Origin of the sequence: Bacillus cereus group sp. N11, assembly GCF_016483605.1 — a bacterium.
Lineage (GTDB): Bacteria > Bacillota > Bacilli > Bacillales > Bacillaceae_G > Bacillus_A > Bacillus_A toyonensis.
In genome coordinates this window covers 29,229-52,041 of sequence record NZ_JAEHBN010000019.1, presented here as the reverse complement: position 1 = coordinate 52,041, position 22,813 = coordinate 29,229, and the positions used below count along the sequence as shown (strand labels likewise).

Here is a 22,813-nt window from a genome sequence, read left to right as displayed (position 1 = left end):
CCGTCTTTTCCTAATGAGAACTATTCCGTTCAGAAAAGATGCTCCAGGGCTACCTTCTAACATAACTATCTAGAGAATCTCCCAGCTAATGATTCTCCTCTCTGAAGACGTTTCATGTTATACTCTTCCCCTTCAAGGCATTTATATGATTGTTAATTATTATATACAATAGTGTAAAAAACGAAACCTTATTCGTCAAGATAAATTTAAGACTATCACTTTCCGGGCGAATATAAAAAAGATAAGTAGCATCCTCCACTTATCTTTTTTACCCCTCTATTTACGGGCGGTAATACCCCCGCCACTGATTAAAGTTTCACTTTATCCGTTCCCTTGCTGGGCAGCTTGTAATTGTGACAGGAAATATTCTACATTGCTAACGAGCCAATGTGATTGTTGCAAGCTCTTTACTCCGCGAATCTCATTTTCCTTATTGCGACTCTGCCTTCTTTTTTTATAAGACTCAATTTGCCGAATAAATTGCGATGGATAGGTCATGTAAGCATACATAAGCAGTTGCTCTTCTTTCGTAAACGGGAAGTTTTTTTGGTACATTTGATACCATTCAAAACGATCACTTCGCGCAATTGGATATGTGTTTAAAGACCGCGAATAAAACCCTACAATATCTTGCACAGGCGTTGCAAACTTCGATTTTTCTAAACTAATAAAATAGCCATTCCGTTCATAGTCAAATAAAAAATGATTAAGTGACACGTTACCATGCACAAAAGTAATGCGTGTTTTATCTTTTTCTTTCATCGCATCGTTCCACTCATTTAATTGCTTCGTTGCAAATTCACGCGCCCTCATTACATGATGATAGTACGTACAATATTGTAATTCAAACGGAGACATATACCACTTCGCTTCAGATTCTACAAGAAACTCTTCTAACATCTCACCATCATTTTCCCAACGATCGGATATACTTGTGTAATGTTTTTCTAAATCTTCTTCTGTATATGTTTCTTCTTTCACCGTTTTTTGGTGCAACGTTCCAAGTGTTTGAAACATTTTATGGTATTGATCATTATCCTCGCCGTTTCCTTCCGCACGTTCTAACCAAGGCATTAAATAATAATTATAAGTCCCGTCACTTAAAATATAATTCCCATCCGTCGCATGGTATATAGGTACATAATTTGAAAAACCTTTCTCCTTCAAATATTGAATATGATGTAGAAAGTTATTCCGCTCTAACTTTCTATCTTCTATTTTCTTTAGCGCATATGGACCTTGATTCGTGTAAATTTTCGTTACACTTCCGTGCTCTTCCATATGCTGCGTATCCAATCTATATTGCCTTACAATGGGTTCATAGCGATTTCGTAATTCAATATCCATACGAATGACCCTTTCTATTCAAAACATAGCCTCTAGGACAATAGGGGAGTGAAAGCACTCACCCCCTTATTTCACCTTTGCTTTTGAAACGGGAATATAAATAATTTGTCCCGTAGTTAAATATATATCTTCTGTTTGATTAACACGGTATAAATTTTGTACAGACGTGTCATAACGTTCTGCAACAGATTCGATTGTATCCCCTTCTTGCACGAAATACATTCTTAACTTCGTAAATTCTTCTTCCGGTTCTTTCGTAAATAATTGTGTTAAATAAAGCGCATTTTCATCTCGCTGTGAGTATGCCTCTTCTTGCTCTTCCTGCTTTTTCGCCTTTTCTTTTTGATAATCTTTTCGTCCAAACAATTCAAATTGCAGCGTCGTTTCTTGCCCCTCTTCACGCTCCGCAAATTCATGTTCTGCCAATTCCTCTTCCGCTTCTTCTTGCTCTTTTCTTTCTTCTAGCTGGAACGGTTCAAATGCGTAATCTTCCCATTCATCCGATTCTTTATAGGTTGGTTCCGCTACATGCGGCGCGGGTCTATTTTCATCCTCTTCAGCTGAATCATCTTCTAACTCAGCATACGCCGTTTCTTCCTCTTCATCCTCGATTCTTTCCTCATCACATAAACCTGTAATAGATATATCCGCTAATAATTGTAAGCAACCATTTTCCTTCAATTCATAATCAAATTCTTCAATTGATACATATAATTCTTCAATTACTTTCACTCGATTTCTTGGAATTGATATTTCAAGTGGAAAGGAATGAACAAGTTCATTCACCCCATCTTCCCTTGTTTCTACATAATCAATTGACTTTGCTGGCGATAGTTCTCTTAATGAATAGGCCGAATCATCTTGCCTTGCAACATACTCCCCCGTTAAATCTAACTGCCCTCTCACGATAACTTCATGATCAAGCTCTTCTATCTCAACGTCTGGATCTAACGAAATTGACAAAAGTTCTTCGACTTCCTGTCCTTTTTGGAACCAAACAGATTCTTTTAATGAAAATCGTAACGAATGATCTGTTGTCACTTCTTTTCCCCCTCCCAAACTATATGTCATTACAGATTTATGTATGTAAAGCCCACTTTATGAATAAAAAAAATCGCTCCCCTTATGGAGAGCGATTTTCTCTAATATATTATGCTTGTAACTTTGACATTGCAATTTCAGCCGCTGCAATCGTCGCTTCAATATCTGCATCACTATGTGCTGTCGATAAGAACAAACCTTCAAATTGAGATGGTGGCAAGAATACACCTTGTTCTACCATTTCACGATAGTAAGCCGCGAAGAATTCTAAGTTTGAAGATTTCGCTGTATCGTAATTAATAACCGGCTCATCTGTAAAGAAAATACCAATCATAGAGCCTGCACGGTTAATATGATGAGGAATACCATGTTTTTCAGCCGCTTTACGTAGTCCCGCTTCTAACATTTCTGCTTTACGCTCAAACTCTACATATGATTCTGGCGTTAATTGTACTAACGTTTCATAACCTGCTGCCATTGCAAGTGGGTTACCTGATAAAGTACCAGCTTGATAAATCGGTCCGCTCGGCGCAACTTGACGCATAATTTCTGCTTTACCACCGTACGCCCCTACTGGTAAGCCACCACCGATTACTTTACCTAAACAAGTTAAATCAGGTGTTACACCGTAGTAACCTTGTCCACAGTTATAAGCAACACGGAATCCTGTCATTACTTCATCAAAAATAAGCAGTGCACCGTTTTGTTCTGTTACTTCACGAAGCCCTTCTAAAAATCCTGGTTGCGGAGGAACAACCCCCATATTCCCTGCTACTGGTTCTACAATTACACAAGCAATATCATCACCGAATTGTTCAAAAGCGTACTTCACACTTTCTAAATCATTATAAGCTACTGTAATCGTATTTTTCGCTACACCTTCTGGTACGCCAGGGCTATCTGGTAAACCTAGAGTCGCCACACCAGAACCAGCTTTAATTAATAACGAATCACCATGACCGTGGTAACAACCAATAAATTTTAAAATTTTGTTACGGCCTGTATAACCACGAGCTAAACGTAGTGCACTCATTGTCGCTTCTGTTCCAGAGTTAACCATGCGGACAATTTCAATCGATGGTACACGCTCAATAACAAGTTTCGCTAATTTATTTTCGATTTCTGTCGGCGCACCGAAGCTTGTACCTCTTTCAGCAACAGATTTTAACGCTTCAACAACACGATCATTTGCATGACCATGAATTAAAGGACCCCATGATAATACGTAATCGATGTATTCATTTCCATCAATATCATATACTTTAGAGCCTTTTCCACGCTCCATAAACAATGGATTCATACCAACAGATTTAAAGGCACGAACAGGGCTATTTACGCCACCAGGCATTAAGTCTTGTGCCTCTTCAAACGCCGCAATCGATTTATCAAACTTTTTCATTATTTAGCGCCTCCTTCTTGTAACCATTTTGCTGCATCTTTCGCATGATACGTAATAATTAAGTCTGCTCCTGCACGTTTCATGCTAATTAATTTTTCAAGCACAACTTCTTTTTCATTAATCCAACCATTTTGCGCTGCCGCTTTAATCATTGAATATTCACCACTTACGTTGTAAGCAACGATTGGTAAATTAAAGTTATTTTTCACATCACGAATGATATCTAAGTAAGAAAGAGCTGGCTTTACAATTAAGAAATCAGCACCTTCCATTACATCTGATTCTGCTTCACGGAATGCCTCCATACGGTTCGCTGGGTCCATTTGATATGTTTTACGGTCACCAAATTGCGGCGCGCCGTGTGCAGCATCACGGAACGGTCCATAAAATGCTGATGAATATTTCACAGCGTACGACATAACTGGTACGTGTCCAAAACCATTCTCATCTAACGCATGGCGAATTGCTGTTACGAATCCGTCCATCATGTTTGATGGCGCAATAATGTCCGCTCCTGCTTTCGCTTGGCTTACAGCTGTTTTCGCAAGTACTGCAAGAGACTCGTCATTTAAAATAATACCATCTTCAATTACACCGCAATGACCATGGCTTGTGAATTGACATAAACATGTATCTGCAACTACTACTAACTCAGGGAACTCACCTTTAATTTGCTTAATGGCACGCTGTACAATTCCATGATCACAATACGCTGATGATCCAACTTCATCCTTTTCAGCAGGTAAACCAAATACAATAACAGAACGAATACCTAAATCAACAACCTCTTGCATTTCAGCTTGCAATAAATCTAAAGAGATTTGATATACGCCCGGCATAGAAGGAACTTCATTACGAACATTCTCTCCTTCTAATACAAAAATAGGGTAAATAAAATCTTCCGTATGTAAAAACGTTTCACGCACAAGCGCACGCATGCCCCCGCTTTGTCTTAAGCGACGATGACGATTAAATTGTAAAGAGTTCATAAATTTCTATCCCCATTCTTTTATTTTGTCCCGCGTTAACGGGCAGTAAGACTCCCATCTCAAAATTCGGCTAGAGCAAAGAAGTTAGATGGGAAATCAACTGCCCATAAACGCCCAATTGGTGAGGGCTAATAATTAGTGTGGAATGAACCTCCCACTAATTAAAGTTTCACTTTATAGATTCACAAATGCATTGTAGTAATGCTTCTACAGTGTACTCTTTCGGCACAATAACATGCGGAAAATAAAGGTTCGCTTCTTTTTCCGTAATAGGCCCTATACAAGCAATTGTACATTTTTTTGTCCATTCTCTCCAGTTTGTGCCCTCCAGTAAACGAACAAAACTATCAACAGTTGAAGGACTCGTAAATGTAATAACATTTACTTTCCTTACTTTCAATGCTGTTATAAGTTCTTGTTTTTTCTCTACATTTACTTTCGTACCGTATACGATTAGCTCATCTAGAGAAACACCAATTCCCCGAAGTTTAACTGGAATTACATCTCTCGCTAAATTCCCTTTCGGAAATAAAATACGCTCGTTTCCACTTAATTCTTTTAGAAACTCTTCGGCAAACACTTCTGCAACAAATGAGGTTGGAACAAAATGAACTTGATAGCCCCTTTTTTCTAACTCTAATTTTGTTTTCACGCCTACCGCAGCGATTTTAATAGTTAATGGTAGTTTCTTTTCTAAACCATCTAGAAAAAAAGTTACACCATTTTTACTCGTAAAAATAACCCAGTCATACGAATGTAGCTGCCTTGCTGTATGGTGAATTCGCCTATGAGATGTGCCTTCCATACGCAAAAGCGGAATTTCCAATGGAATTCCGCTCCGTTCTTTCACTGCTACACTCATTTGTTTCGCTTGATGCTGGGCACGTGTAATCAATACTGTTTTGCCAGCAAGAGCATTCATATTTATTGTTGTCCCTTATTTGCAGCAAGAATGAGTTCTTTTGCGCCTTGTTTAATTAAACGGTCCGCAGCCTCTAGCCCTACTTCCTTTGGTTCAACGCCTACCACTGTCTCTTTTAATAAAACAGAGCCGTCCATAGAACCGACAAGAGCTGTTAATTCGATTGCATCATCCTTTGTAAGAGTTGCATATCCAGCGATCGGAACTTGACATCCACCTTCAAGTTTATGAAGAAATACTCGCTCCGCTGCCACTGTTCTCTCTGTTACAGCATCATTCATATGCGATAACAACTGTAATAAATCGTTATCGTCCTCACGACATTCAATCGCTAATGCACCTTGTCCTACAGCTGGTACACATAACGTTTCATCTAAATGTTCTGTAATCACTTCATCATCCCAGCCCATTCTTTGTAATCCAGCTGTCGCTAAAATAATTGCATCATAATCTTCTTCTTTTAATTTACGTAAACGTGTATCGATATTTCCGCGAATCCATTTCACTTGTAAATCTGGTCTCGCAGCTAATAACTGTGCACTACGTCTTAAACTACTCGTTCCTAAAATCGCACCTTCTGCTAAATCTTTAAATGATTCTCCGCTTTTAGAAATAAAAGCATCACGAGGGTCAACACGCTTTGGTGTACAGCCAATCATTAATCCTTCTGGAAGTACGGCTGGCATATCTTTCATACTATGTACAGCCATATCGATTTCTTTCATAAGTAACGCATGTTCAATTTCTTTAACGAACAAACCTTTTCCGCCTACTTTTGAAAGAGTAACATCTAAAATCACATCACCTTTAGTGACAATTTCTTTCACTTCAAATTCATATGGTAAACCAAGTGCTTTTAACTGATCAATAAACCAGTTTGTTTGCGTCAATGCTAGCTTACTCTTTCGTGAACCTACAATAATTTTGCGCATAATTCTCTCTCCTCATTATAAATACCAAAAGTGGAAATTAGATAAACTACTTAATAGAAAAATGTTAACTAGCATTACGAGAAAGGCCCCTACATTCCACAGTACAATTTTCTTCCCTTGCAACACATCTGCCGCTCGTAAATACAAGCCCGTACAATATACAAATAGAACGACAAACGAACCGATTACTTTCGTATCATACCAATGAAAATTGTCCAATTTTGTATATCCCCATATGCATCCTAATAAAATTGCTAGTAAGAAAAATGGAACAGAAAATAAATTTAACCCGTAAGACGTAGATTCAAGCTTCGGCAAATTCCCTAACCTTCTTAATCTCGCATTCCACTTTTTCTTTTTTAATAGGCGATATTGCAGTAAATACATAATAGAAAAAATAAACGATACCGTAAACGTTGCATAAGAAATAATCGCCATTCCAACATGCACGTATACAAGTTCTGAAACTAATTGCTCTGCAAGTACTGGCGACATCTTTCCGAGCGGTGTAAAAATAGAAAAGGCGCTTACGCCAAATGCTACAACATTTGTAAAGAAGACTAAAAAGTCAACGCGCATAAATCGATTTATGACTAACGACATCGTAATCAATAACCAAACATAAAAATAAATCCCTGATAATAAAGTTAAAATGGGATTCGTTTCTGAATCTGTCGCCCTAAGCAACATAAAAATAGACTGCAATACCCATACAATCGAAAGTAACCAAAAAGCAAATCGGTTCGCCTTTCGGTTACTTTGGAAATAATCTATAAAATATAAACTAATGCTACAAGCATATAAAATAATTGCAATATGATAAATAATACTGTTATTTAAAAAACTCATCCGATCATCCTTCCAAATTATAAAGATGGAACGGATGGTGTCCACACTCTTTTATGTTCTACTTCTTCCGCACGACTCTCTACTTCTTCCGTTTCTAAATCAAAAATCTTTGCAAATAACGCTAATTTTTCGCCCGCCCCCTCTTCAGCAGCTATTTCTTTTGCTACTAAAATTGGGTCTTTTAATAATTGGTTAATAATACTTTTCGTATGCTTACTAATTACTTTTTTCTCACGATCACTAAGATTTGGTATTTTTCGTTCAAGACTTTCCATCGTTTCGCTTTGAATTACAAGTGCCTTATCACGAAGAGCTGCTATTAACGGAACAACACCAAGTGTACTTAACCACGTTTTAAATAGAACAATTTCCTCTTCAATCATAAATTGAATTTTCTCTGCTTCTTTCAAACGCTCAGCACGATTTGCTTCCACTACTCCTTGCAGATCATCAATGTCATATAAGAAAGAACCTTCTAACTCATCAATTGCTGGATCAATATCACGTGGCACTGCAATATCAACCATAAATAAAGGACGACCAGAGCGCATTTTCTCTACCTTTGTCATCATCTCTTTCGTAATGACATACTCTGATGCACCAGTGGAACTAATTAAAATGTCCGCTTCTAATAATGCACATTGTAATTCACTTAAAGATTTTGCATGTCCCATATATTTCTCAGCCATTACTTCCGCTTTTGAAAGCGTTCTATTCATAACGGTTACTTTACGAGCACCGCTTCCGTATAAATTTTGTAATGCAAGTTCTCCCATTTTACCAGCACCAAGAATAAGTACATGACAATCTGTTAACTCACCAAATATTTTCTTTCCAAGTTCAACAGCAGCATAACTAACAGACATTGCACTCTCACCAATTGTTGTTTCTGAGTGAGCACGTTTTGCTAACGTAATGACTTGCTTAAACAATTCATTAAAAATTGTACCTGTCGCTTTTACTTGTTGCGCTTCTAAAAAGCTATCTTTTATTTGACCTAAAATCTGCGTTTCTCCAACTACCATAGAATCTAAACCGCACGTTACGCGGAATAAATGATCTATTGCACCATCTTGTTCAAAAATAGTTAAATATGGTGCGACTTCTTCTATTTCAAGCTGAAACCAATCAGCTAAAAACTTCTTAATATAATACCGTCCCGTGTGTAATTGATCGACAACAGCATAAATCTCAGTGCGATTACAAGTTGATACAATGACATTTTCTAACACGCTCTTTTGACTTTGTAATGTAGTCATTGCTTGTTCTAGCTCTGCTGCCTGAAATGTGAGTTTCTCACGAAATTCTACAGGGGCTGTTCGATAATTTACACTAACAACAAGAATATGCACGCAGCATGTCCCCCTTCACCCGTTTTATCACTTTATCTACTATCATAATACAACTTTCCTCTTATGAATCTGACAATCGTGTGAACAACCGATTATTTTTTATATATTCTCCGTATGTAATAAAGGAGATTCAGTAAAACTAATAAAAAGCTCCCTACTTTATAATGATTATAAATTAATAACTCTATTTGTACGTTACCAAAAAAAGTCCTCATAATCAAGTGATGGAAACTATTCCATATAAATTATAACATCATCTTTCCTATCTTCTTTCATCATGAAGGAAAATATGTATGATTGTTCCAAAATATAGCACACACTTTCTCAATACAATGTATTTGACATTGTATTTATTTTTCGTTATATTGGTTTTACAAAATTAAATTGTTCACAATTTAAAAAGAAAGGAGTTATTCATGATAGAAGATTCTTTGCATCTAGATAACCAACTTTGTTTTTCTATTTACGCCTGTTCTAGAGAGGTTACACGTTTTTATCGACCGTATTTAGACGAAATGGGTATTACGTACCCTCAGTACATTACTTTACTTGTACTATGGGAACAAGACGGACTAACAGTAAAAGAAATTGGAGAACGTCTATTTCTAGATTCCGGCACGTTAACACCTATGCTAAAACGGATGGAATCATTAAACCTTGTAAAACGTGTTCGTTCAAAAGAAGATGAGCGAAAAGTTTGTATTGAATTAACAGAACAAGGTAAAGATTTAAAAGAAAAGGCTTGTTCATTACCGAAAACGATGGCTACAAATTTAGGAATTACAGAGCAAGAGTATCGTTCTTTATTAACCCAATTAAATAAACTAATTGAAACAATGAAAACAATAAATGATAGAAAAGGGGAATAAACATGGATAAATTATATACTGCTTCAGTAACAGCAACAGGTGGAAGAAACGGGAAAGTAGTTTCAGATGATGGCATATTAAATCTTGATGTAAAAATGCCGAAAGCATTAGGTGGTGCTGGCGGGGAAGCAACAAACCCTGAGCAACTATTTGCCGCTGGTTATGCCGCTTGTTTTGATAGTGCATTGCAACTTGTCATTCGTACAAAACGAGTGAAAGTGGAAAGTACAGAAGTAACTGCTCACGTTTCTATCGGAAAAGATACAGATGGTGGTTTCGGACTATCTGCTGTACTTGACGTACATGTCGCTGGCGTTTCTCATGCCGAAGCACAAGAACTTGTAGAAGCCGCTCACGGTGTATGTCCGTACTCTAAAGCAACACGAGGGAATATTGAAGTAACATTAAACGTACGCTAAAAATTTATACAAACAAAAAACGCGCGACATTCGTCACGCGTTTTTTGTTTTTGTCATTTTATGAATTGCCTTCCACGCTTCTTCTTTTCCAAGTCCTGTTTCAGAAGAGAATAGAACGATTTCATCGCCAATTTCAACAGCAAGCGTTTCTTTTACAACTTTTAAATGCTTTTGCCATTTCCCTTTCGGAATTTTATCGGCTTTCGTCGCAATAATAATTGTTGGAATTTCATAATGCTTTAAGAAATCATACATCATCACATCATCGTTTGTTGGTTGGTGACGTAAATCTACTACTAATACAGCTGCATCTAATTGCTCACGTGTTGTAAAGTACGTTTCAATCATCTTGCCCCATGCTGCACGTTCCGTTTTAGATACTTTCGCATATCCATAACCTGGAACGTCAACAAAATGCATCATTTCATTGATTAAGAAAAAGTTTAGCGTTTGCGTTTTTCCTGGTTTAGAAGAAATACGTACTAACTTTTTACGATTTAAAATTTTATTAATGAAGGAAGACTTCCCGACATTTGAACGACCTGCTAATGCAATTTCTGGTAAATCACTGTCTGGATATTGTTCTGGTTTAACAGCACTAATTACAATATCTGCTTTTGTTACTTTCATTGTTTCACTCCTACTAATGCGTGCTCCAATACTTCGTCTAAATGAGATGCAAGCACAAACGTAAGATTTTCTTTTACGCTTTCTGGAATATCATCTAAATCTTTCTCGTTCTCTGCTGGCAAAATAATTTTTGTTAAGCCTGCGCGATGAGCACTTAATGTTTTTTCTTTCAATCCACCAATTGGTAATACACGGCCACGAAGTGTAATTTCACCTGTCATACCAACTTCTTTACTTACAGGAATACCTGTTAGTGCAGAAATAAGTGCCGTTGCCATCGTAATACCTGCTGACGGTCCATCTTTTGGAACTGCTCCTTCTGGAACGTGAATATGAATATCATTTTTCTCATGGAAATTTGGATCAATATGAAGCTCTTCGGCACGAGAACGAATATAGCTAAACGCAGCTTGTGCTGATTCTTTCATAACATCCCCAAGTTTCCCTGTTAAAATTAATTTCCCTTTACCTGGCGCTACAGACACTTCAATTGCAAGTGTATCGCCGCCCGCTGCTGTATAAGCTAACCCGGTTGCCATTCCGACTTGGTCTGTTTTCTCTGCTTGCCCATAACGGAATATGTGTTTACCAAGTAAATCTACAATATTTTTCTCTGTCACAACAATACGTTTACGTTCCGCTGTAACGATAATTTTCGCTGCTTTACGACAAACTTTTGCAATTTGGCGCTCTAGCGTACGAACACCAGCCTCACGTGTATAATAACGAATAATTTCAAGAAGCGCTTCATCACGTACTTGTAAATTACCTTTTCGTAAGCCATGCTCTTTTAATTGTTTCGGCAATAAATGCTCTCGAGCAATGTGCACCTTTTCCAGTTCTGTATACCCAGCAATCGAAATAATTTCCATACGGTCAAGTAATGGACCCGGAATACTTGAAAGTGTATTAGCGGTTGCTACAAACATAACTTTCGATAGATCATATGGTTCTTCAATGTAATGATCACTGAAGTTATGATTTTGTTCTGGATCTAACACTTCAAGTAATGCTGCTGATGGATCGCCACGGAAATCGTTAGACATTTTATCAATCTCATCTAATAAGAAGACTGGATTAACTGTTTTCGCCTTTTTCATACCTTGAATAATGCGTCCCGGCATTGCTCCAACGTATGTACGACGGTGACCACGAATTTCAGATTCATCACGCACACCACCAAGGGATACACGGACAAAATTACGATTTAATGATGTCGCAATTGAACGAGCTAACGAAGTTTTCCCGACCCCTGGAGGGCCTACTAAACAAAGGATAGGTCCTTTTAATGAGTTCGTCAATTTTTGTACAGCTAAATATTCAAGCACTCGCTCTTTTACTTTTTCAAGACCGTAATGATCTTTGTTTAAAATCTCTTCAGAATGAACAAGATCAATCATATCCTCTGTCGCTTCTGTCCACGGAAGTGCTAATAACCAATCAATATAATTGCGAATAACACCGCTCTCCGCAGAACTTGCTGGTAGCTTTTCATAACGATCTAATTCTTTCAGTGCAGCCTTCGTTGTTTCTTCAGGCATTCCTGACTGTTCAATTTTCTCACGAAGTTCTTCAACTTCCCCGCCCTTACCTTCTTTATCGCCAAGTTCAGTTTGAATCGCCTTCATTTGCTCACGTAAGAAATATTCTTTTTGCGTGCGTTCCATTGAACGTTTCACTTTTTGTCCAATTTTCTTTTCTAAACTAAGTAACTCTTGTTCATCTTGAATAATTGAAATAAGTGTATGTAATCGTTCTTTCACAGATACAATCTCTAAAATTTCTTGTTTCTGTTTCGTTTTAATTGGCAAGTGAGAAGCAATTAAATCAGCTAGTCTTCCTGGTTCTTCTACATCAGCTACCGTTGCAAATGTTTCATTTGATACTTTTTTCGAAACTTTAATATATTGTTCGAAATGCTCCAGTAACGTACGCATAAGAGCTTTCTCTTCTAAATCATCTTCCACTTTTTCAGTTACCGTTTTAATAGAAACTTGTACTACATTTTCTTCCTCGATAAACTCTACTACTTCTGCTCTATGTAAACCTTCTACAAGGACACGAAGCGTACCGTTCGGCAATTTTAACATTTGCTTCACTTTCGCCACTGTACCTACACTATATATGTCATCTTCTTTCGGATCATCGATATTCATTTCTTTTTGCATCGCTAAAAAGATGATATTTTCATCCATTGCCGCCTGCTCTAGTGCCTGTATCGATTTATCACGTCCTACATCAAGATGCAGAACCATCGTTGGATATACGAGAACGCCTCTTAATGGTAGGAGGGGTACGATTCTTTCATTCGTATTCATACTAGACATAGCACCTCCATAATAAATTAAACTCCTGTTCAACTATTTTATATTACAATACATCTAGATGCAATTGCAGAGATTCTGAGCAATTGTAAATCCCTTGTTTTTTCTCCCTTATGAAAAGAAAAAAAGACTCCGCTTAAGCATACAAACTTAAACGAAGTCTGGCAAATTTTATTATCATTCATTCTCACATGGATTGTGCATCTGTTTCGTCTACAGTAGTATGTACATCAAGCTCTCGATGCATATTTTCCTGCATAAATGTTAGCTCAAATACTTCTTTTAACTTACGCACAGGAATGATTTCAATTCCCTTTATTGTGTACAAAAACGGTTGCATGTTTTCAGCAGGAATAATGACTTTCTTAGCTCCTGCTTTTTTCGCAGCCTTTATTTTTGCGTACACACCACCAATAGGCTTCACTTCTCCATGTATACTTATTTCACCTGTCATCGCCACTTCATTATTCACATATGTACGATGCACGGCTGAGTAAACACCCGTTGCCATAGCAATCCCTGCAGAAGGACCATCGATCGGGATACCACCTGGAAAATTAATATGTATATCGTACCCTTCTGGCAACACATCTAAAGAACGAAGTACTGTTAATACATTATCTACAGAACCTTTCGCCATACTTTTACGACGAATTGATTTCGTTTGGCTACCAATACTTTCCTCTTCTACAATACCGGTAACATTTACCGCCCCTTTATCTTTCGCCGTGATTGCTGTTACTTCTATTTCTAATAACGCTCCTGTATTCGGTCCGTATACAGCAAGTCCGTTTACAAGACCGATCCTCGGAATAGGGTAAATACGTTTTTCATATTTCGGTGCAAGCTGACTAGAATGAACAACCCACTCTATATCTTCATCTTTAATGAAAGAACGTTCTTCATTTATCGCCATACCAGCAGAGATTTGCACGAGATTGATTGCTTCTCGTCCATTCCTTGCATACATACCAATCATTTCAATACCGTTCTCACCGATTTGCATTTCCACTTTGTCGGCTGCATTCTTCGCTACTTTTTGAATTTCTTCTGTATCTAGTTCACGGAAAAATACCTCTAAGCAACGAGACCGAATAGCAGGTGGAATTTCCTCTGGTGAACGTGTTGTCGCTCCAACTAAGCGGAAATCTGCTGGTAAACCTTTTTGAAAAATATCATGTATATACGTTGGAATCATCGTATTCTCTTCACTATAGTACGCACTTTCTAAAAATACTTTTCGATCTTCTAACACCTTTAACATTTTGTTCATTTGAATCGGATGTAGTTCACCAATTTCATCAATAAACAAAATACCACCATGTGCATCTGTTACTGCGCCTTTTTTCGGTTGTGGAATACCTGCTTGCCCCATCGCACCAGCACCTTGATAAATCGGATCATGAACCGAGCCAATTAAAGGATCTGCAATACCACGTTCATCAAACCGAGCTGTCGTCGCATCAAGTTCGATAAATGTTGCATTCGTACGAAATGGAGATTTCGGATTTCGTTTCGCCTCTTCTAATACAAGACGCGCTGCTGCTGTCTTTCCGACACCCGGCGGGCCATATATGATTACATGTTGCGGATTCGGACCACAAAGAGCCGCTTTTAACGACTTAATCCCGTCTTCTTGCCCTACAATATCTAAAAAGGATGTAGGGCGCACCTTTTCCGCAAGCGGCTCTGTTAGAGAAATCTCACGCATTTTACGAAGCTGTTCTAATTCTTTTTTTGATTCTCGATCAATTGAAACTTTTTGTGTTCGCTGATTTCGAAGTAAGTGCCAAAAATATAATCCGACAATTACACCAAAAACAAGTTGAACAAGTAAAAATATATTTGTCCAGCTCATCATTTATTTCCTCCCGCAATGTTTTATCATTTAGTATTTCCGCGGAAGAACGTAGCTAAACATAAAGAAAAACAGCAATTATAAAAATTGCTGTTTCTCTTTCGCATTATGCAGATGTTTTTGTATCAAGTACAGTACCGTCTTGTAGCACCAATTTCGGTGGCTCATTATCAGCTACTGTTTCTTTCGTAAGAATACACTTCTCGATATCTTTGCGAGATGGAAGTTCAAACATTACATCAAGCATTAAGCCTTCAATAATAGAACGAAGTCCACGAGCACCTGTTTTACGTTCAATTGCTTTTTTCGCAATCTCAATCAGTGCGCCTTCTTCAAACTCTAACTCAACATCGTCAAGCTCCAACAGTTTTTGGAATTGCTTAACAAGTGCATTTTTCGGTTTCGTTAAAATATCAACAAGAGCATCTTCATCAAGTGGCTCTAGGTTCGCAATAACTGGAAGACGACCGATAAACTCTGGAATTAAACCAAATCTTAAAAGGTCCTCTGGTAATACGTGAGATAGAACATGCTTTTCATTTACATCAGCATTTTTCTTCTCTGAACCAAATCCAATTACTTTTTCACCAAGGCGACGTTTAATAATTGGCTCAATGCCATCAAACGCTCCACCACAAATGAATAGGATATTCGTTGTATCAATTTGAATGAATTCTTGATGCGGATGCTTACGACCACCTTGAGGTGGAACGCTTGCTACAGTACCTTCTAAAATTTTCAGAAGTGCCTGCTGTACACCTTCACCAGATACATCACGTGTAATTGATGGATTTTCGGACTTACGTGCCACTTTATCAATCTCATCAATATAAATAATTCCTTTTTCCGCTTTTTCTACATCATAATCAGCCGCTTGAATTAGTTTTAGTAAAATGTTTTCTACATCTTCCCCAACGTATCCAGCTTCTGTTAAAGATGTTGCGTCCGCGATTGCAAATGGAACATTTAAAATACGCGCTAATGTTTGTGCCAATAATGTTTTACCACTACCTGTTGGCCCAATAAGTGAAATATTACTCTTCGCTAATTCTACATCATCAATTTTGCTGTTAGAATTAATACGTTTGTAATGGTTATATACCGCTACCGCTAGTGCTTTTTTCGCGTTATCTTGTCCGATGACATACTCATCTAAGATTTCACGAATTTCTACCGGTTTCGGTACATCTTTGAATTCTACTTCTTCGTCCTTCGCAAGCTCCTCTTGTACAATTTCAGTACAAAGCTCGATACACTCGTCACAAATGTAAACACCTGGACCTGCAACTAACTTTCGAACTTGCGTTTGTGTTTTACCACAGAAAGAACATTTTAATTGCCCTTTTTCATCATTAAATTTAAACATATTTTCACACCCCTTACAAAGTGCTAACCTCTTGCCTTCGTATGTACACGATAAATGTATCGTATGTAAATACATATTATGTCACTACGTAGCGAGAAATACAAATAATATGACTAGTTATGTACAAATAAAAAGTTTTTAAAACTTTTGAAATATGTATATTCGACTTATAAAGGAACTTTTCCTTCTTCATCGAAAAGTTTTATAAATATATTTCTATATTTATAAAACAAGGCACGATTAAAATCGCGCCTTGTTATTTTATTATGCAGCGTTTTCTACTAAGAAGTCTACAGCTTTACGCACTTTAAGATCTTCAGATAAAGCGTCTGCGCTTCCAAGAGCTTGCTTGATAGCGTCTACTGGCATACCGTACATTTCAGCCATTTTTTCAACTTCTGCAGTTACTTCTTCTTCAGTAACTTCGATGTTTTCAGCTTCAATGATAGCTTCAAGAACAAGATTGATTCTTACACGTTTTTGTGCATCCTCTTTCATTTGCTCTTTTAATTTGTCAGCATCAGTACCTGTGAATTGGTAGTAAAGCTCAAGGTTCATACCTTGTTGGCTTAAACGTTGCTCGAATTCACGAACCATACGATCTAACTCAGTGTCGATCATAGCTTCTGGAATATCGATTTCAGCGTTAGCAGCAGCTAATTCTACTACTTCGTCACGTACTTTGTGCTCAGCTTCGTGCTTTTTGCCTTCTTCTAAGTTTGTACGAAGTTTTGTTTTTAATTCATCAAGAGTTGCAACTTCTTCGTCAGCCTCTTTAGCGAACTCGTCGTTTAACTCAGGAAGTTCTTTTGTTTTGATTTCGTGAATTGTTACTTTGAATGTTGCTGGTTTGCCAGCTAATTCAGCAGCATGGTACTCTTCTGGGAATGATACTTCAACGTCTTTAGACTCACCAGATTTAAGACCAATTACTTGCTCTTCGAAACCTGGGATGAAAGTACCAGAACCGATTGCAAGAGAATAGTTTTCGCCTTTTCCGCCTTCAAATGCTTCGCCATCAACGAAACCTTCGAAGTCGATTACAGCTGTATCACCATTTTCAATAGTTCCTTCTTCTTTAACAACTAGTTCAGCTTGACGCTCTTGTAAAGCTTTTACTTCATTCTCTACATCTTCGTCAGTTACAGTTGTTTCAACTTTTTCTACTGCTAAACCTTTGTACTCACCTAATTTAACTTCAGGTTTCACTGTAACTTTTGCAGTGAAGATAAGGTTAGCATTTTTTTCGAACTTCTCAATATCGATTTCAGGATGAGCAACTGGGAAGATACCAGCTTCATCGATTGCTTCACCGTATGCTTTTGGTAAGATGATATCTAAAGCATCTTGGTATAAAGATTCGATACCAAAGCGTTGTTCGAATAACGGACGAGGCATTTTTCCTTTACGGAAACCTGGTACGTTGATTGTTTTTACTACTTTTTTGAACGCAGCGTCGATAGAGTTGTTTACTTCTTTAGCATCAACTTCAATTGTTAAAACGCCTACGTTACCTTCTAATTTTTCCCATTTTGCAGCCATTTATTCTTTCCCTCCAACTATAATAATGTATGCACATACCTCTATAGATCAAAATATTCATTATCTCTCTTTCGAAATAATAAATGTACAAATAATCCTCTAGCAAATGCTTTCAGATATAATGTTCCAATCTACTAGTTGTCTAAAAGACAACTACGGTATATTTTGTTCGAGACTAATATGAAACATATTAAGTAAGAGAATTACACTTCTCTTCTCTTACAAACAGACAGATTTCTGCCTTTTGCAACCCTTACATTATAACATAGAATATGCTCGTTTCAAGAACTGAACGATTCTTTTTCATAATTATACGGGCAAATATCCTTCTCTTTCAACACGCAATAACCATTGATAGGCAATATGAAACTCTTCTAATTCAATATTATATGCTGTCATAAGTTCTTCTTCATCAATAGCCAATCCGAAACGCTTTCTTCCAATTCTCTCTAAAACAGCAGCCCAAATCTCTACTTTATCCATTAATAGTGCAAATGGGAAAACGCTAATTTGTAATTCTTTCCAATATGCAACCATCGCACTAAATATATCGGGATAATTTTGCTCCAATCGGCTTGATAATGTATGTATAATGTTATCGGATTGCTCCTCATTATGACCTGTAAATGCTGGAATCACTTTAACCCTATTTCCAAACTTTTCTACTTCTATCTCTTCTTCTACTTGATTTTCTATCATTTTATACAAAATAGAAGTTTTCAAATAAGGATGTTGCTTTTCGTCTATTAAAAATTTCTTTAAAACAGGTAATGCGAGATCCAAGTCTTTTAACGAAATCTGTTGAATCGCTCTCAGCTTTTGCCCAAAGTTTTCTCCAAAAATCTCCTTAGTAAATTCATCCAATTCGAAATTTGAATCAATTAGCGACGTGTCTTCTTCATTTAGCATACCTTCTGCAAATAAAGCGAGTTGCGCTAATTTTTCCTTTTGCTCAGGCATTATATCTTTCGTTCGCAAAACTTTTTCAACAGTTTCAATAACGCCTTCATAATCATTTGTTTGAACTAAAATCGTCACATACGTTTCAAGAATATCACCAAATAAGACAGCTCCTGTTTCAAGCAGCTGTTCACATTTGTCTTTCGCTTCTTCCATACGTTTTAATTCCAGCAAACAAATAACGGAAGCTAATTCCGTTTGTTCCGTTTCTGCATTATACTGACGTAATATTTCAAAGCAGCGCAATGCATCTTCGAATTCCCGCTCTTTCAGTGCTAAAAAACCTTCATCAATATAGCGTTCTGATAGTTGCGGAAACAATACGACCGTATTTTCTTTTTTATCCATACGTCCGCCTCTTTTTCTAGATTTTAATGATCTTCAAAGTAAATATATCAAATGCGTAATAAGAACACAACAATCTAAAACCTTTTGTTTGAAATATAAAAATATTCTATTTTTATATTTCAATACAGCTAAATCTTTATTAAAAAATCAAAATTATACAAATAAAAATCCTCAGCAACAGACGCAGAGGATTCATCATTAATGGAAAGCTTTTATAATTGTGGGGTATATTACAAGGGTAATAATTTGGAGAACAATAATTGCCATAACAATCATGCTAAAATAGAAGATTGGCTTACTTCGCTTCATTAAAAACATAATAATAAGCATCGTGCAAGCAAACAAACTTAAGAAAAACAAACTCGTGGTCGAACTAAGTATACCACTCGGGACAAAGAACAATAACACTACACTACAAGTACCTATAATTCCAAATAACCATTCCATTCATTCACTCATTCCCTTTCCCTCTCATGGTAGTTTTTTTACTAAGCGATTAAATGTTTTACAACATCAACTACATACGTTAATTTCTCATACGCTACAAATCCAAAAGCAACTGTTAAGCCTGTTACAACTAATCCCTTCATCATTTCTTCCTCCTCGTTTTATCGTTGTTACCTTCATTATAAAAGATTAGCAATTTCTTACCATCGAACTACCTTACAGTTACCTTACAGAATTGTAAGATTTCAAAAGGGTTAGAAAAACACCTCCTATCGCTTGAGGTGCTTTCATGGAATTTCTCTATAATCACTTGCAATATTAACTTTTTCTCTTGATAATTTTTCGGAGAATCAACTCTCAAACTAATGGATTTATTAAATAATTTAGGATCGAAATAATATTCGTTATTTTTCTTAACTTACCTTCAAATATTTTCGCCTTACAAGAAAACATTTTGTTAAAATCATGTTAATATATTTTTGTATAATTAAGAATTTAAAAGGGGGATTATATATGTTTAAAAAAATGGCTGCAGATGTATTAGGACTAAGCGATGTAGGGTCTGTCATTACACCGAAAGATTACGATAAGGTTGATGCTGATGATTACGTGATGCATGAAGATGGAGAGAAAATTTATTTTCTAATTAAATCAAAATCAGATGAATATTGTTTCACAAACAAAGGATTAATCCACTTAGATGGCACAAGCGCAACAAGTAAAAAACGTACACTACGCCGCTTTAGCTATAGTAAATATCAAATTAAAAACGTAGCACTTGAAACTGCCGGAACGATTGATTTAGATGTAGAAATTAAGTTTCAAATGGGAGATGAGCATTATTCAATTGATGTTCATAAAAAATACATTGAAGAATTAAAAGATTTATATAAGGCTTTACTTAAAATAGAAGAAATTTCATACGACAACGATATTACATTGCAGTATGCACATAAAAGTCTAGATATGGCATCTAACGCTTTTAGCCGTATTTCAAATGCACAAGTAAATTTAGCAGAGCAATTTAAAGAGATAAATGAAATCGCCTTTAACTGGCTCGTTGATACGAAGAAACAATATAATGTGAAAGATTATGGTTTTGTCTTTGAGAAGTTTATTAATAACTAAACAAAAAACCTTGTTATCAAAAAATAACAAGGTTTTCTTAGCGCCCCAGGAGAGATTCGAACTCTCGGCCCGCTCATTTCCATACTATTTTATATATTTTGATCGCAGTCTTAATATATCTTCCTCTTCGCGAATGCCTGCCGATCCCTTCCTCACATTTTTTACGACAGTCCAATTCGGGTTAGTTTCATCACCGATGTTCTGTATTGTAAAGTTACCGTCACCATATTTTCGTTGACCTTCTGCCAATTTCTCCGTTAAATCATTCTCTTTTGCTCTCGCCATCTTTGCGCCATCTCCCTTTTTTATACAACCTTCTTAAACTGTCCAACCAATCACACGTCCAGTCAATTGGAGATTCTCGTTTTCCGCTTCTATTAATTGTAACACACTGTCGGGGATAAGTTTCGATAACGGGTGCTCAATCGTACTAGAATGATAAAAAGTTTTATAACACTCTAAGTGAACAATTGGGATAATATAGATATGGATTTAAGTTCCATCATAAGCCTATTGATTCTTTAAATTAAACAAGAGAAATAGAGCGCATAAATGGCGCTCTTTTCTTAATGCACTTTAATCTGTTGTATATAATAATTATTATATGTTACGTTATATTTTTTACACCTCTTGCACATACATCAATTTTTAGACAAACAAAAAACCTTGTTATCAAAAGATAACAAGGTTTTCTTAGCGTCCCAGGAGAGATTCGAACTCCCGACCGTACGCTTAGAAGGCGTATGCTCTATCCGGCTGAGCTACTGGGACATGGAGCGGGTGAAGAGAATCGAACTCTCGACCAGAGCTTGGAAGGCTCTTGTTTTACCACTAAACTACACCCGCATATGTTATTTTATTTTTCTTCGTTAGCGCTGTTGCCCTATCGACAATATTTATTATATGTATATCCATACATAAAGTCAACACCTTTTTTAAAAGAGGATAATTTTTCTTATCCTCTTTTAAAAACTGCTTGTTCAACTAGTTGTCCGTCTAATGTTTCAAAGCGAACATCTATATGTTTTTCATTCATTTCTAATAAGGCAAATGTCTTTTCTACACGCTGACGTGGTAATAAAATACTTCCTGGATTGATAAATAAAACTCCATCAATAAATTCCGCACCTAATACGTGAGAATGTCCGAAGCATGCAACTTGTGCCCCCACTTCTTCTGCATAGTACGCTAACGTTTGTAAAGTCATTTTCACGTTATGACGATGTCCATGCACAACTAAGAAGCGAATGCCATCTACGTCAGTTACAATTTCATCTTGAAAGTTAGCATAATCACAATTTCCTTTTACAACATGGAAACCTTGCAGTTCTTCATGAGCAGGCGTTAACTCCGAATCACCACAATGGATCATGACATCTACTTTCCCTTCATATTTCTCTTTTAACTGCTGTAATTCCTTCACAGAGCTATGACTATCGCTTACGATTAAAGCTTTCATCAATCTCTCTCCCTCATTCTCCTAAAAACCATTCCGGAATTTTTTCTTCTAACTTACGAAGAGCACGTCCGCGGTGACTAATGGCATTTTTCTCATCTGAACTTAGTTCTGCCATCGCTTTTTTATATGCTTCTACATAAAAGATTGGATCATATCCAAAGCCGTTTTCCCCGCGGCGCTGTTCTAAAATGTACCCTTCACACGTTCCATTCACAATGACCGGTTCTTTATCCGCTTCTGGGAATGCAACTGCTAATGCACAGTAGAAACGCGCTTTACGTTTTTCAAAGTCAATTCCATTTAATTCTTGTAACACTTTATCCATGTTCGCTTGATCGTCTTTCGGCTCTCCTGCAAACCGGGCTGAATACACGCCTGGTTTTCCGTTTAGAGCATCTACGATCAGACCTGAATCATCCGCAATTACGATAGAATCCAACTGTCTACTCAAACTATCTGCTTTTAAGATTGCATTTTCTTCAAACGTTTCACCAGTTTCTTCGACTTCTTCAATATGAGGAAAATCGTGTAATGATTTCACTTCTAAATCAAAGCGCTCAAATAACTCAGCAAACTCACGCACTTTCCCCATATTTTTTGTCGCAACAACAACTTGTTTCATATTTTCCACC

Annotated in this window: 21 protein-coding genes, 2 tRNA genes, 1 pseudogene and 1 other annotated feature (1 of these 25 running past the window's edge); of the genes and pseudogenes, 3 read left to right on the top strand and 21 right to left on the bottom strand. The window is 36.9% G+C overall.

The genetic code is table 11. The features are described 5' to 3' along the window. Window positions 1-145: a binding site (T-box leader), on the bottom strand (it extends 87 nt beyond the left edge of the window). A 176-nt stretch (window positions 146-321) separates the two neighbouring features. The 8 genes from ysxE to hemA form a co-directional block, all read right to left on the bottom strand. Next, window positions 322-1,347: a spore coat protein YsxE gene (gene ysxE, locus JDS98_RS24640; RefSeq protein ID WP_000350668.1), complete on the bottom strand. Its 1,026-nt coding sequence runs from the start codon at window positions 1,345-1,347 to the stop codon at window positions 322-324. 66 nt (window positions 1,348-1,413) lie between these two features. Next, on the bottom strand, window positions 1,414-2,418 hold the full coding sequence (spoVID, locus tag JDS98_RS24635) for a stage VI sporulation protein D (RefSeq protein WP_106080608.1): 1,005 nt from the start codon (window positions 2,416-2,418) through the stop codon (window positions 1,414-1,416). A 79-nt stretch (window positions 2,419-2,497) separates the two neighbouring features. Then, the gene (gene hemL / locus JDS98_RS24630) at window positions 2,498-3,787 is read right to left on the bottom strand and encodes a glutamate-1-semialdehyde 2,1-aminomutase (RefSeq protein WP_000712944.1); all 1,290 of its coding nucleotides are present in this window, start codon (window positions 3,785-3,787) and stop codon (window positions 2,498-2,500) included. Continuing rightward, window positions 3,787-4,776: a porphobilinogen synthase gene (gene hemB, locus JDS98_RS24625; RefSeq protein ID WP_001087055.1), complete on the bottom strand. Its 990-nt coding sequence runs from the start codon at window positions 4,774-4,776 to the stop codon at window positions 3,787-3,789. Before hemB ends, hemL begins: the two co-directional genes overlap by 1 nt. Before the next feature lie 169 nt (window positions 4,777-4,945). Beyond that, a complete protein-coding gene (gene hemD, locus JDS98_RS24620; protein ID WP_000992364.1) occupies window positions 4,946-5,698 on the bottom strand; it encodes a uroporphyrinogen-III synthase in 753 nt (250 codons plus the stop codon). A gap of 2 nt (window positions 5,699-5,700) precedes the next feature. Beyond that, window positions 5,701-6,630, bottom strand: a complete 930-nt coding sequence (hemC, locus tag JDS98_RS24615) for a hydroxymethylbilane synthase (protein WP_001226391.1) — start codon at window positions 6,628-6,630, stop codon at window positions 5,701-5,703. Between the two features lie 15 nt (window positions 6,631-6,645). Next, the gene (locus tag JDS98_RS24610) at window positions 6,646-7,479 is read right to left on the bottom strand and encodes a cytochrome c biogenesis protein (protein WP_000009003.1); all 834 of its coding nucleotides are present in this window, start codon (window positions 7,477-7,479) and stop codon (window positions 6,646-6,648) included. Between the two features lie 17 nt (window positions 7,480-7,496). Next, on the bottom strand, window positions 7,497-8,831 hold the full coding sequence (gene hemA / locus JDS98_RS24605; protein WP_000547854.1) for a glutamyl-tRNA reductase: 1,335 nt from the start codon (window positions 8,829-8,831) through the stop codon (window positions 7,497-7,499). 416 nt (window positions 8,832-9,247) lie between these two features. Here hemA and JDS98_RS24600 point away from each other — a divergent pair, with 416 nt between their 5' ends. Beyond that, window positions 9,248-9,700: a MarR family winged helix-turn-helix transcriptional regulator gene (locus JDS98_RS24600; protein ID WP_000568750.1), complete on the top strand. Its 453-nt coding sequence runs from the start codon at window positions 9,248-9,250 to the stop codon at window positions 9,698-9,700. 2 nt (window positions 9,701-9,702) lie between these two features. Continuing rightward, a complete protein-coding gene (locus tag JDS98_RS24595) occupies window positions 9,703-10,119 on the top strand; it encodes an organic hydroperoxide resistance protein (protein WP_000359777.1) in 417 nt (138 codons plus the stop codon). Between the two features lie 33 nt (window positions 10,120-10,152). Here JDS98_RS24595 and ysxC read toward each other — a convergent pair whose 3' ends face one another. The 8 genes and pseudogenes from ysxC to JDS98_RS30895 form a co-directional block, all read right to left on the bottom strand. Continuing rightward, the gene (gene ysxC, locus JDS98_RS24590; RefSeq protein WP_000869123.1) at window positions 10,153-10,749 is read right to left on the bottom strand and encodes a ribosome biogenesis GTP-binding protein YsxC; all 597 of its coding nucleotides are present in this window, start codon (window positions 10,747-10,749) and stop codon (window positions 10,153-10,155) included. Next, entirely contained in the window at window positions 10,746-13,076 is a 2,331-nt protein-coding gene (gene lon / locus JDS98_RS24585; RefSeq protein WP_097957287.1) for an endopeptidase La, read from the bottom strand. Before lon ends, ysxC begins: the two co-directional genes overlap by 4 nt. A 184-nt stretch (window positions 13,077-13,260) precedes the next feature. Continuing rightward, window positions 13,261-14,931, bottom strand: a complete 1,671-nt coding sequence (gene lonB, locus JDS98_RS24580; protein WP_033663342.1) for an ATP-dependent protease LonB — start codon at window positions 14,929-14,931, stop codon at window positions 13,261-13,263. A gap of 106 nt (window positions 14,932-15,037) precedes the next feature. Further along, entirely contained in the window at window positions 15,038-16,297 is a 1,260-nt protein-coding gene (clpX, locus tag JDS98_RS24575) for an ATP-dependent protease ATP-binding subunit ClpX (RefSeq protein WP_000472286.1), read from the bottom strand. Between the two features lie 264 nt (window positions 16,298-16,561). Then, window positions 16,562-17,839 (bottom strand): trigger factor, encoded by a 1,278-nt coding sequence (gene tig, locus JDS98_RS24570; RefSeq protein WP_000729257.1) that lies wholly within the window; start codon window positions 17,837-17,839, stop codon window positions 16,562-16,564. 309 nt (window positions 17,840-18,148) lie between these two features. Beyond that, window positions 18,149-19,147, bottom strand: a complete 999-nt coding sequence (locus JDS98_RS24565; protein ID WP_000358250.1) for a hypothetical protein — start codon at window positions 19,145-19,147, stop codon at window positions 18,149-18,151. A 198-nt stretch (window positions 19,148-19,345) separates the two neighbouring features. After that, window positions 19,346-19,594, bottom strand: coding sequence for a hypothetical protein (locus JDS98_RS24560; protein ID WP_001983650.1), 249 nt, complete (start codon window positions 19,592-19,594; stop codon window positions 19,346-19,348). A gap of 287 nt (window positions 19,595-19,881) precedes the next feature. Further along, window positions 19,882-19,994, bottom strand: a pseudogene (locus JDS98_RS30895) (group I intron-associated PD-(D/E)XK endonuclease); the annotation flags it as partial. Window positions 19,995-20,107: 113 nt separating this feature from the next. On the opposite strand from JDS98_RS30895, the gene JDS98_RS24555 reads away from it, so the two are divergent. After that, window positions 20,108-20,722, top strand: a complete 615-nt coding sequence (locus JDS98_RS24555) for a PH domain-containing protein (RefSeq protein WP_098137373.1) — start codon at window positions 20,108-20,110, stop codon at window positions 20,720-20,722. An 84-nt stretch (window positions 20,723-20,806) separates the two neighbouring features. On the opposite strand, the gene JDS98_RS24550 is transcribed toward JDS98_RS24555, so the two are convergent. The 5 genes from JDS98_RS24550 to JDS98_RS24530 form a co-directional block, all read right to left on the bottom strand. Then, on the bottom strand, window positions 20,807-21,007 hold the full coding sequence (locus JDS98_RS24550) for a hypothetical protein (protein ID WP_000090056.1): 201 nt from the start codon (window positions 21,005-21,007) through the stop codon (window positions 20,807-20,809). Window positions 21,008-21,419: 412 nt separating this feature from the next. Then, window positions 21,420-21,493 (bottom strand) — tRNA-Arg (locus tag JDS98_RS24545). A gap of 1 nt (window position 21,494) precedes the next feature. After that, a tRNA-Gly gene (locus tag JDS98_RS24540) sits at window positions 21,495-21,568 on the bottom strand. Between the two features lie 109 nt (window positions 21,569-21,677). Further along, window positions 21,678-22,181: a metallophosphoesterase gene (locus JDS98_RS24535; protein ID WP_000645514.1), complete on the bottom strand. Its 504-nt coding sequence runs from the start codon at window positions 22,179-22,181 to the stop codon at window positions 21,678-21,680. Between the two features lie 13 nt (window positions 22,182-22,194). Further along, window positions 22,195-22,803 carry an XTP/dITP diphosphatase gene (locus JDS98_RS24530; protein WP_141555939.1) on the bottom strand — a complete coding sequence of 203 codons (609 nt, stop codon included), beginning with the start codon at window positions 22,801-22,803 and terminating at the stop codon, window positions 22,195-22,197. Window positions 22,804-22,813: the final 10 nt, after the last annotated feature.

What these genes read in the sequence shown, in the direction of transcription:
- JDS98_RS24555 (WP_098137373.1), top strand. Translation starts at nt 20,108, where the DNA reads ATGTTTAAAAAAATGGCTGCAGATGTATTAGGACTAAGCGATGTAGGG.
- hemC (WP_001226391.1), bottom strand. Translation starts at nt 6,630, where the DNA reads ATGCGCAAAATTATTGTAGGTTCACGAAAGAGTAAGCTAGCATTGACG.
- JDS98_RS24560 (WP_001983650.1), bottom strand. Translation starts at nt 19,594, where the DNA reads ATGGAATGGTTATTTGGAATTATAGGTACTTGTAGTGTAGTGTTATTG.
- JDS98_RS24565 (WP_000358250.1), bottom strand. Translation starts at nt 19,147, where the DNA reads ATGGATAAAAAAGAAAATACGGTCGTATTGTTTCCGCAACTATCAGAA.
- ysxC (WP_000869123.1), bottom strand. Translation starts at nt 10,749, where the DNA reads ATGAAAGTAACAAAAGCAGATATTGTAATTAGTGCTGTTAAACCAGAA.
- hemB (WP_001087055.1), bottom strand. Translation starts at nt 4,776, where the DNA reads ATGAACTCTTTACAATTTAATCGTCATCGTCGCTTAAGACAAAGCGGG.
- JDS98_RS24535 (WP_000645514.1), bottom strand. Translation starts at nt 22,181, where the DNA reads ATGAAAGCTTTAATCGTAAGCGATAGTCATAGCTCTGTGAAGGAATTA.
- lonB (WP_033663342.1), bottom strand. Translation starts at nt 14,931, where the DNA reads ATGAGCTGGACAAATATATTTTTACTTGTTCAACTTGTTTTTGGTGTA.
- JDS98_RS24610 (WP_000009003.1), bottom strand. Translation starts at nt 7,479, where the DNA reads ATGAGTTTTTTAAATAACAGTATTATTTATCATATTGCAATTATTTTA.
- hemD (WP_000992364.1), bottom strand. Translation starts at nt 5,698, where the DNA reads ATGAATGCTCTTGCTGGCAAAACAGTATTGATTACACGTGCCCAGCAT.
- clpX (WP_000472286.1), bottom strand. Translation starts at nt 16,297, where the DNA reads ATGTTTAAATTTAATGATGAAAAAGGGCAATTAAAATGTTCTTTCTGT.
- lon (WP_097957287.1), bottom strand. Translation starts at nt 13,076, where the DNA reads ATGTCTAGTATGAATACGAATGAAAGAATCGTACCCCTCCTACCATTA.
- tig (WP_000729257.1), bottom strand. Translation starts at nt 17,839, where the DNA reads ATGGCTGCAAAATGGGAAAAATTAGAAGGTAACGTAGGCGTTTTAACA.
- hemL (WP_000712944.1), bottom strand. Translation starts at nt 3,787, where the DNA reads ATGAAAAAGTTTGATAAATCGATTGCGGCGTTTGAAGAGGCACAAGAC.
- JDS98_RS24600 (WP_000568750.1), top strand. Translation starts at nt 9,248, where the DNA reads ATGATAGAAGATTCTTTGCATCTAGATAACCAACTTTGTTTTTCTATT.
- JDS98_RS24530 (WP_141555939.1), bottom strand. Translation starts at nt 22,803, where the DNA reads ATGAAACAAGTTGTTGTTGCGACAAAAAATATGGGGAAAGTGCGTGAG.
- ysxE (WP_000350668.1), bottom strand. Translation starts at nt 1,347, where the DNA reads ATGGATATTGAATTACGAAATCGCTATGAACCCATTGTAAGGCAATAT.
- JDS98_RS24550 (WP_000090056.1), bottom strand. Translation starts at nt 21,007, where the DNA reads ATGGCGAGAGCAAAAGAGAATGATTTAACGGAGAAATTGGCAGAAGGT.
- JDS98_RS24595 (WP_000359777.1), top strand. Translation starts at nt 9,703, where the DNA reads ATGGATAAATTATATACTGCTTCAGTAACAGCAACAGGTGGAAGAAAC.
- spoVID (WP_106080608.1), bottom strand. Translation starts at nt 2,418, where the DNA reads ATGACATATAGTTTGGGAGGGGGAAAAGAAGTGACAACAGATCATTCG.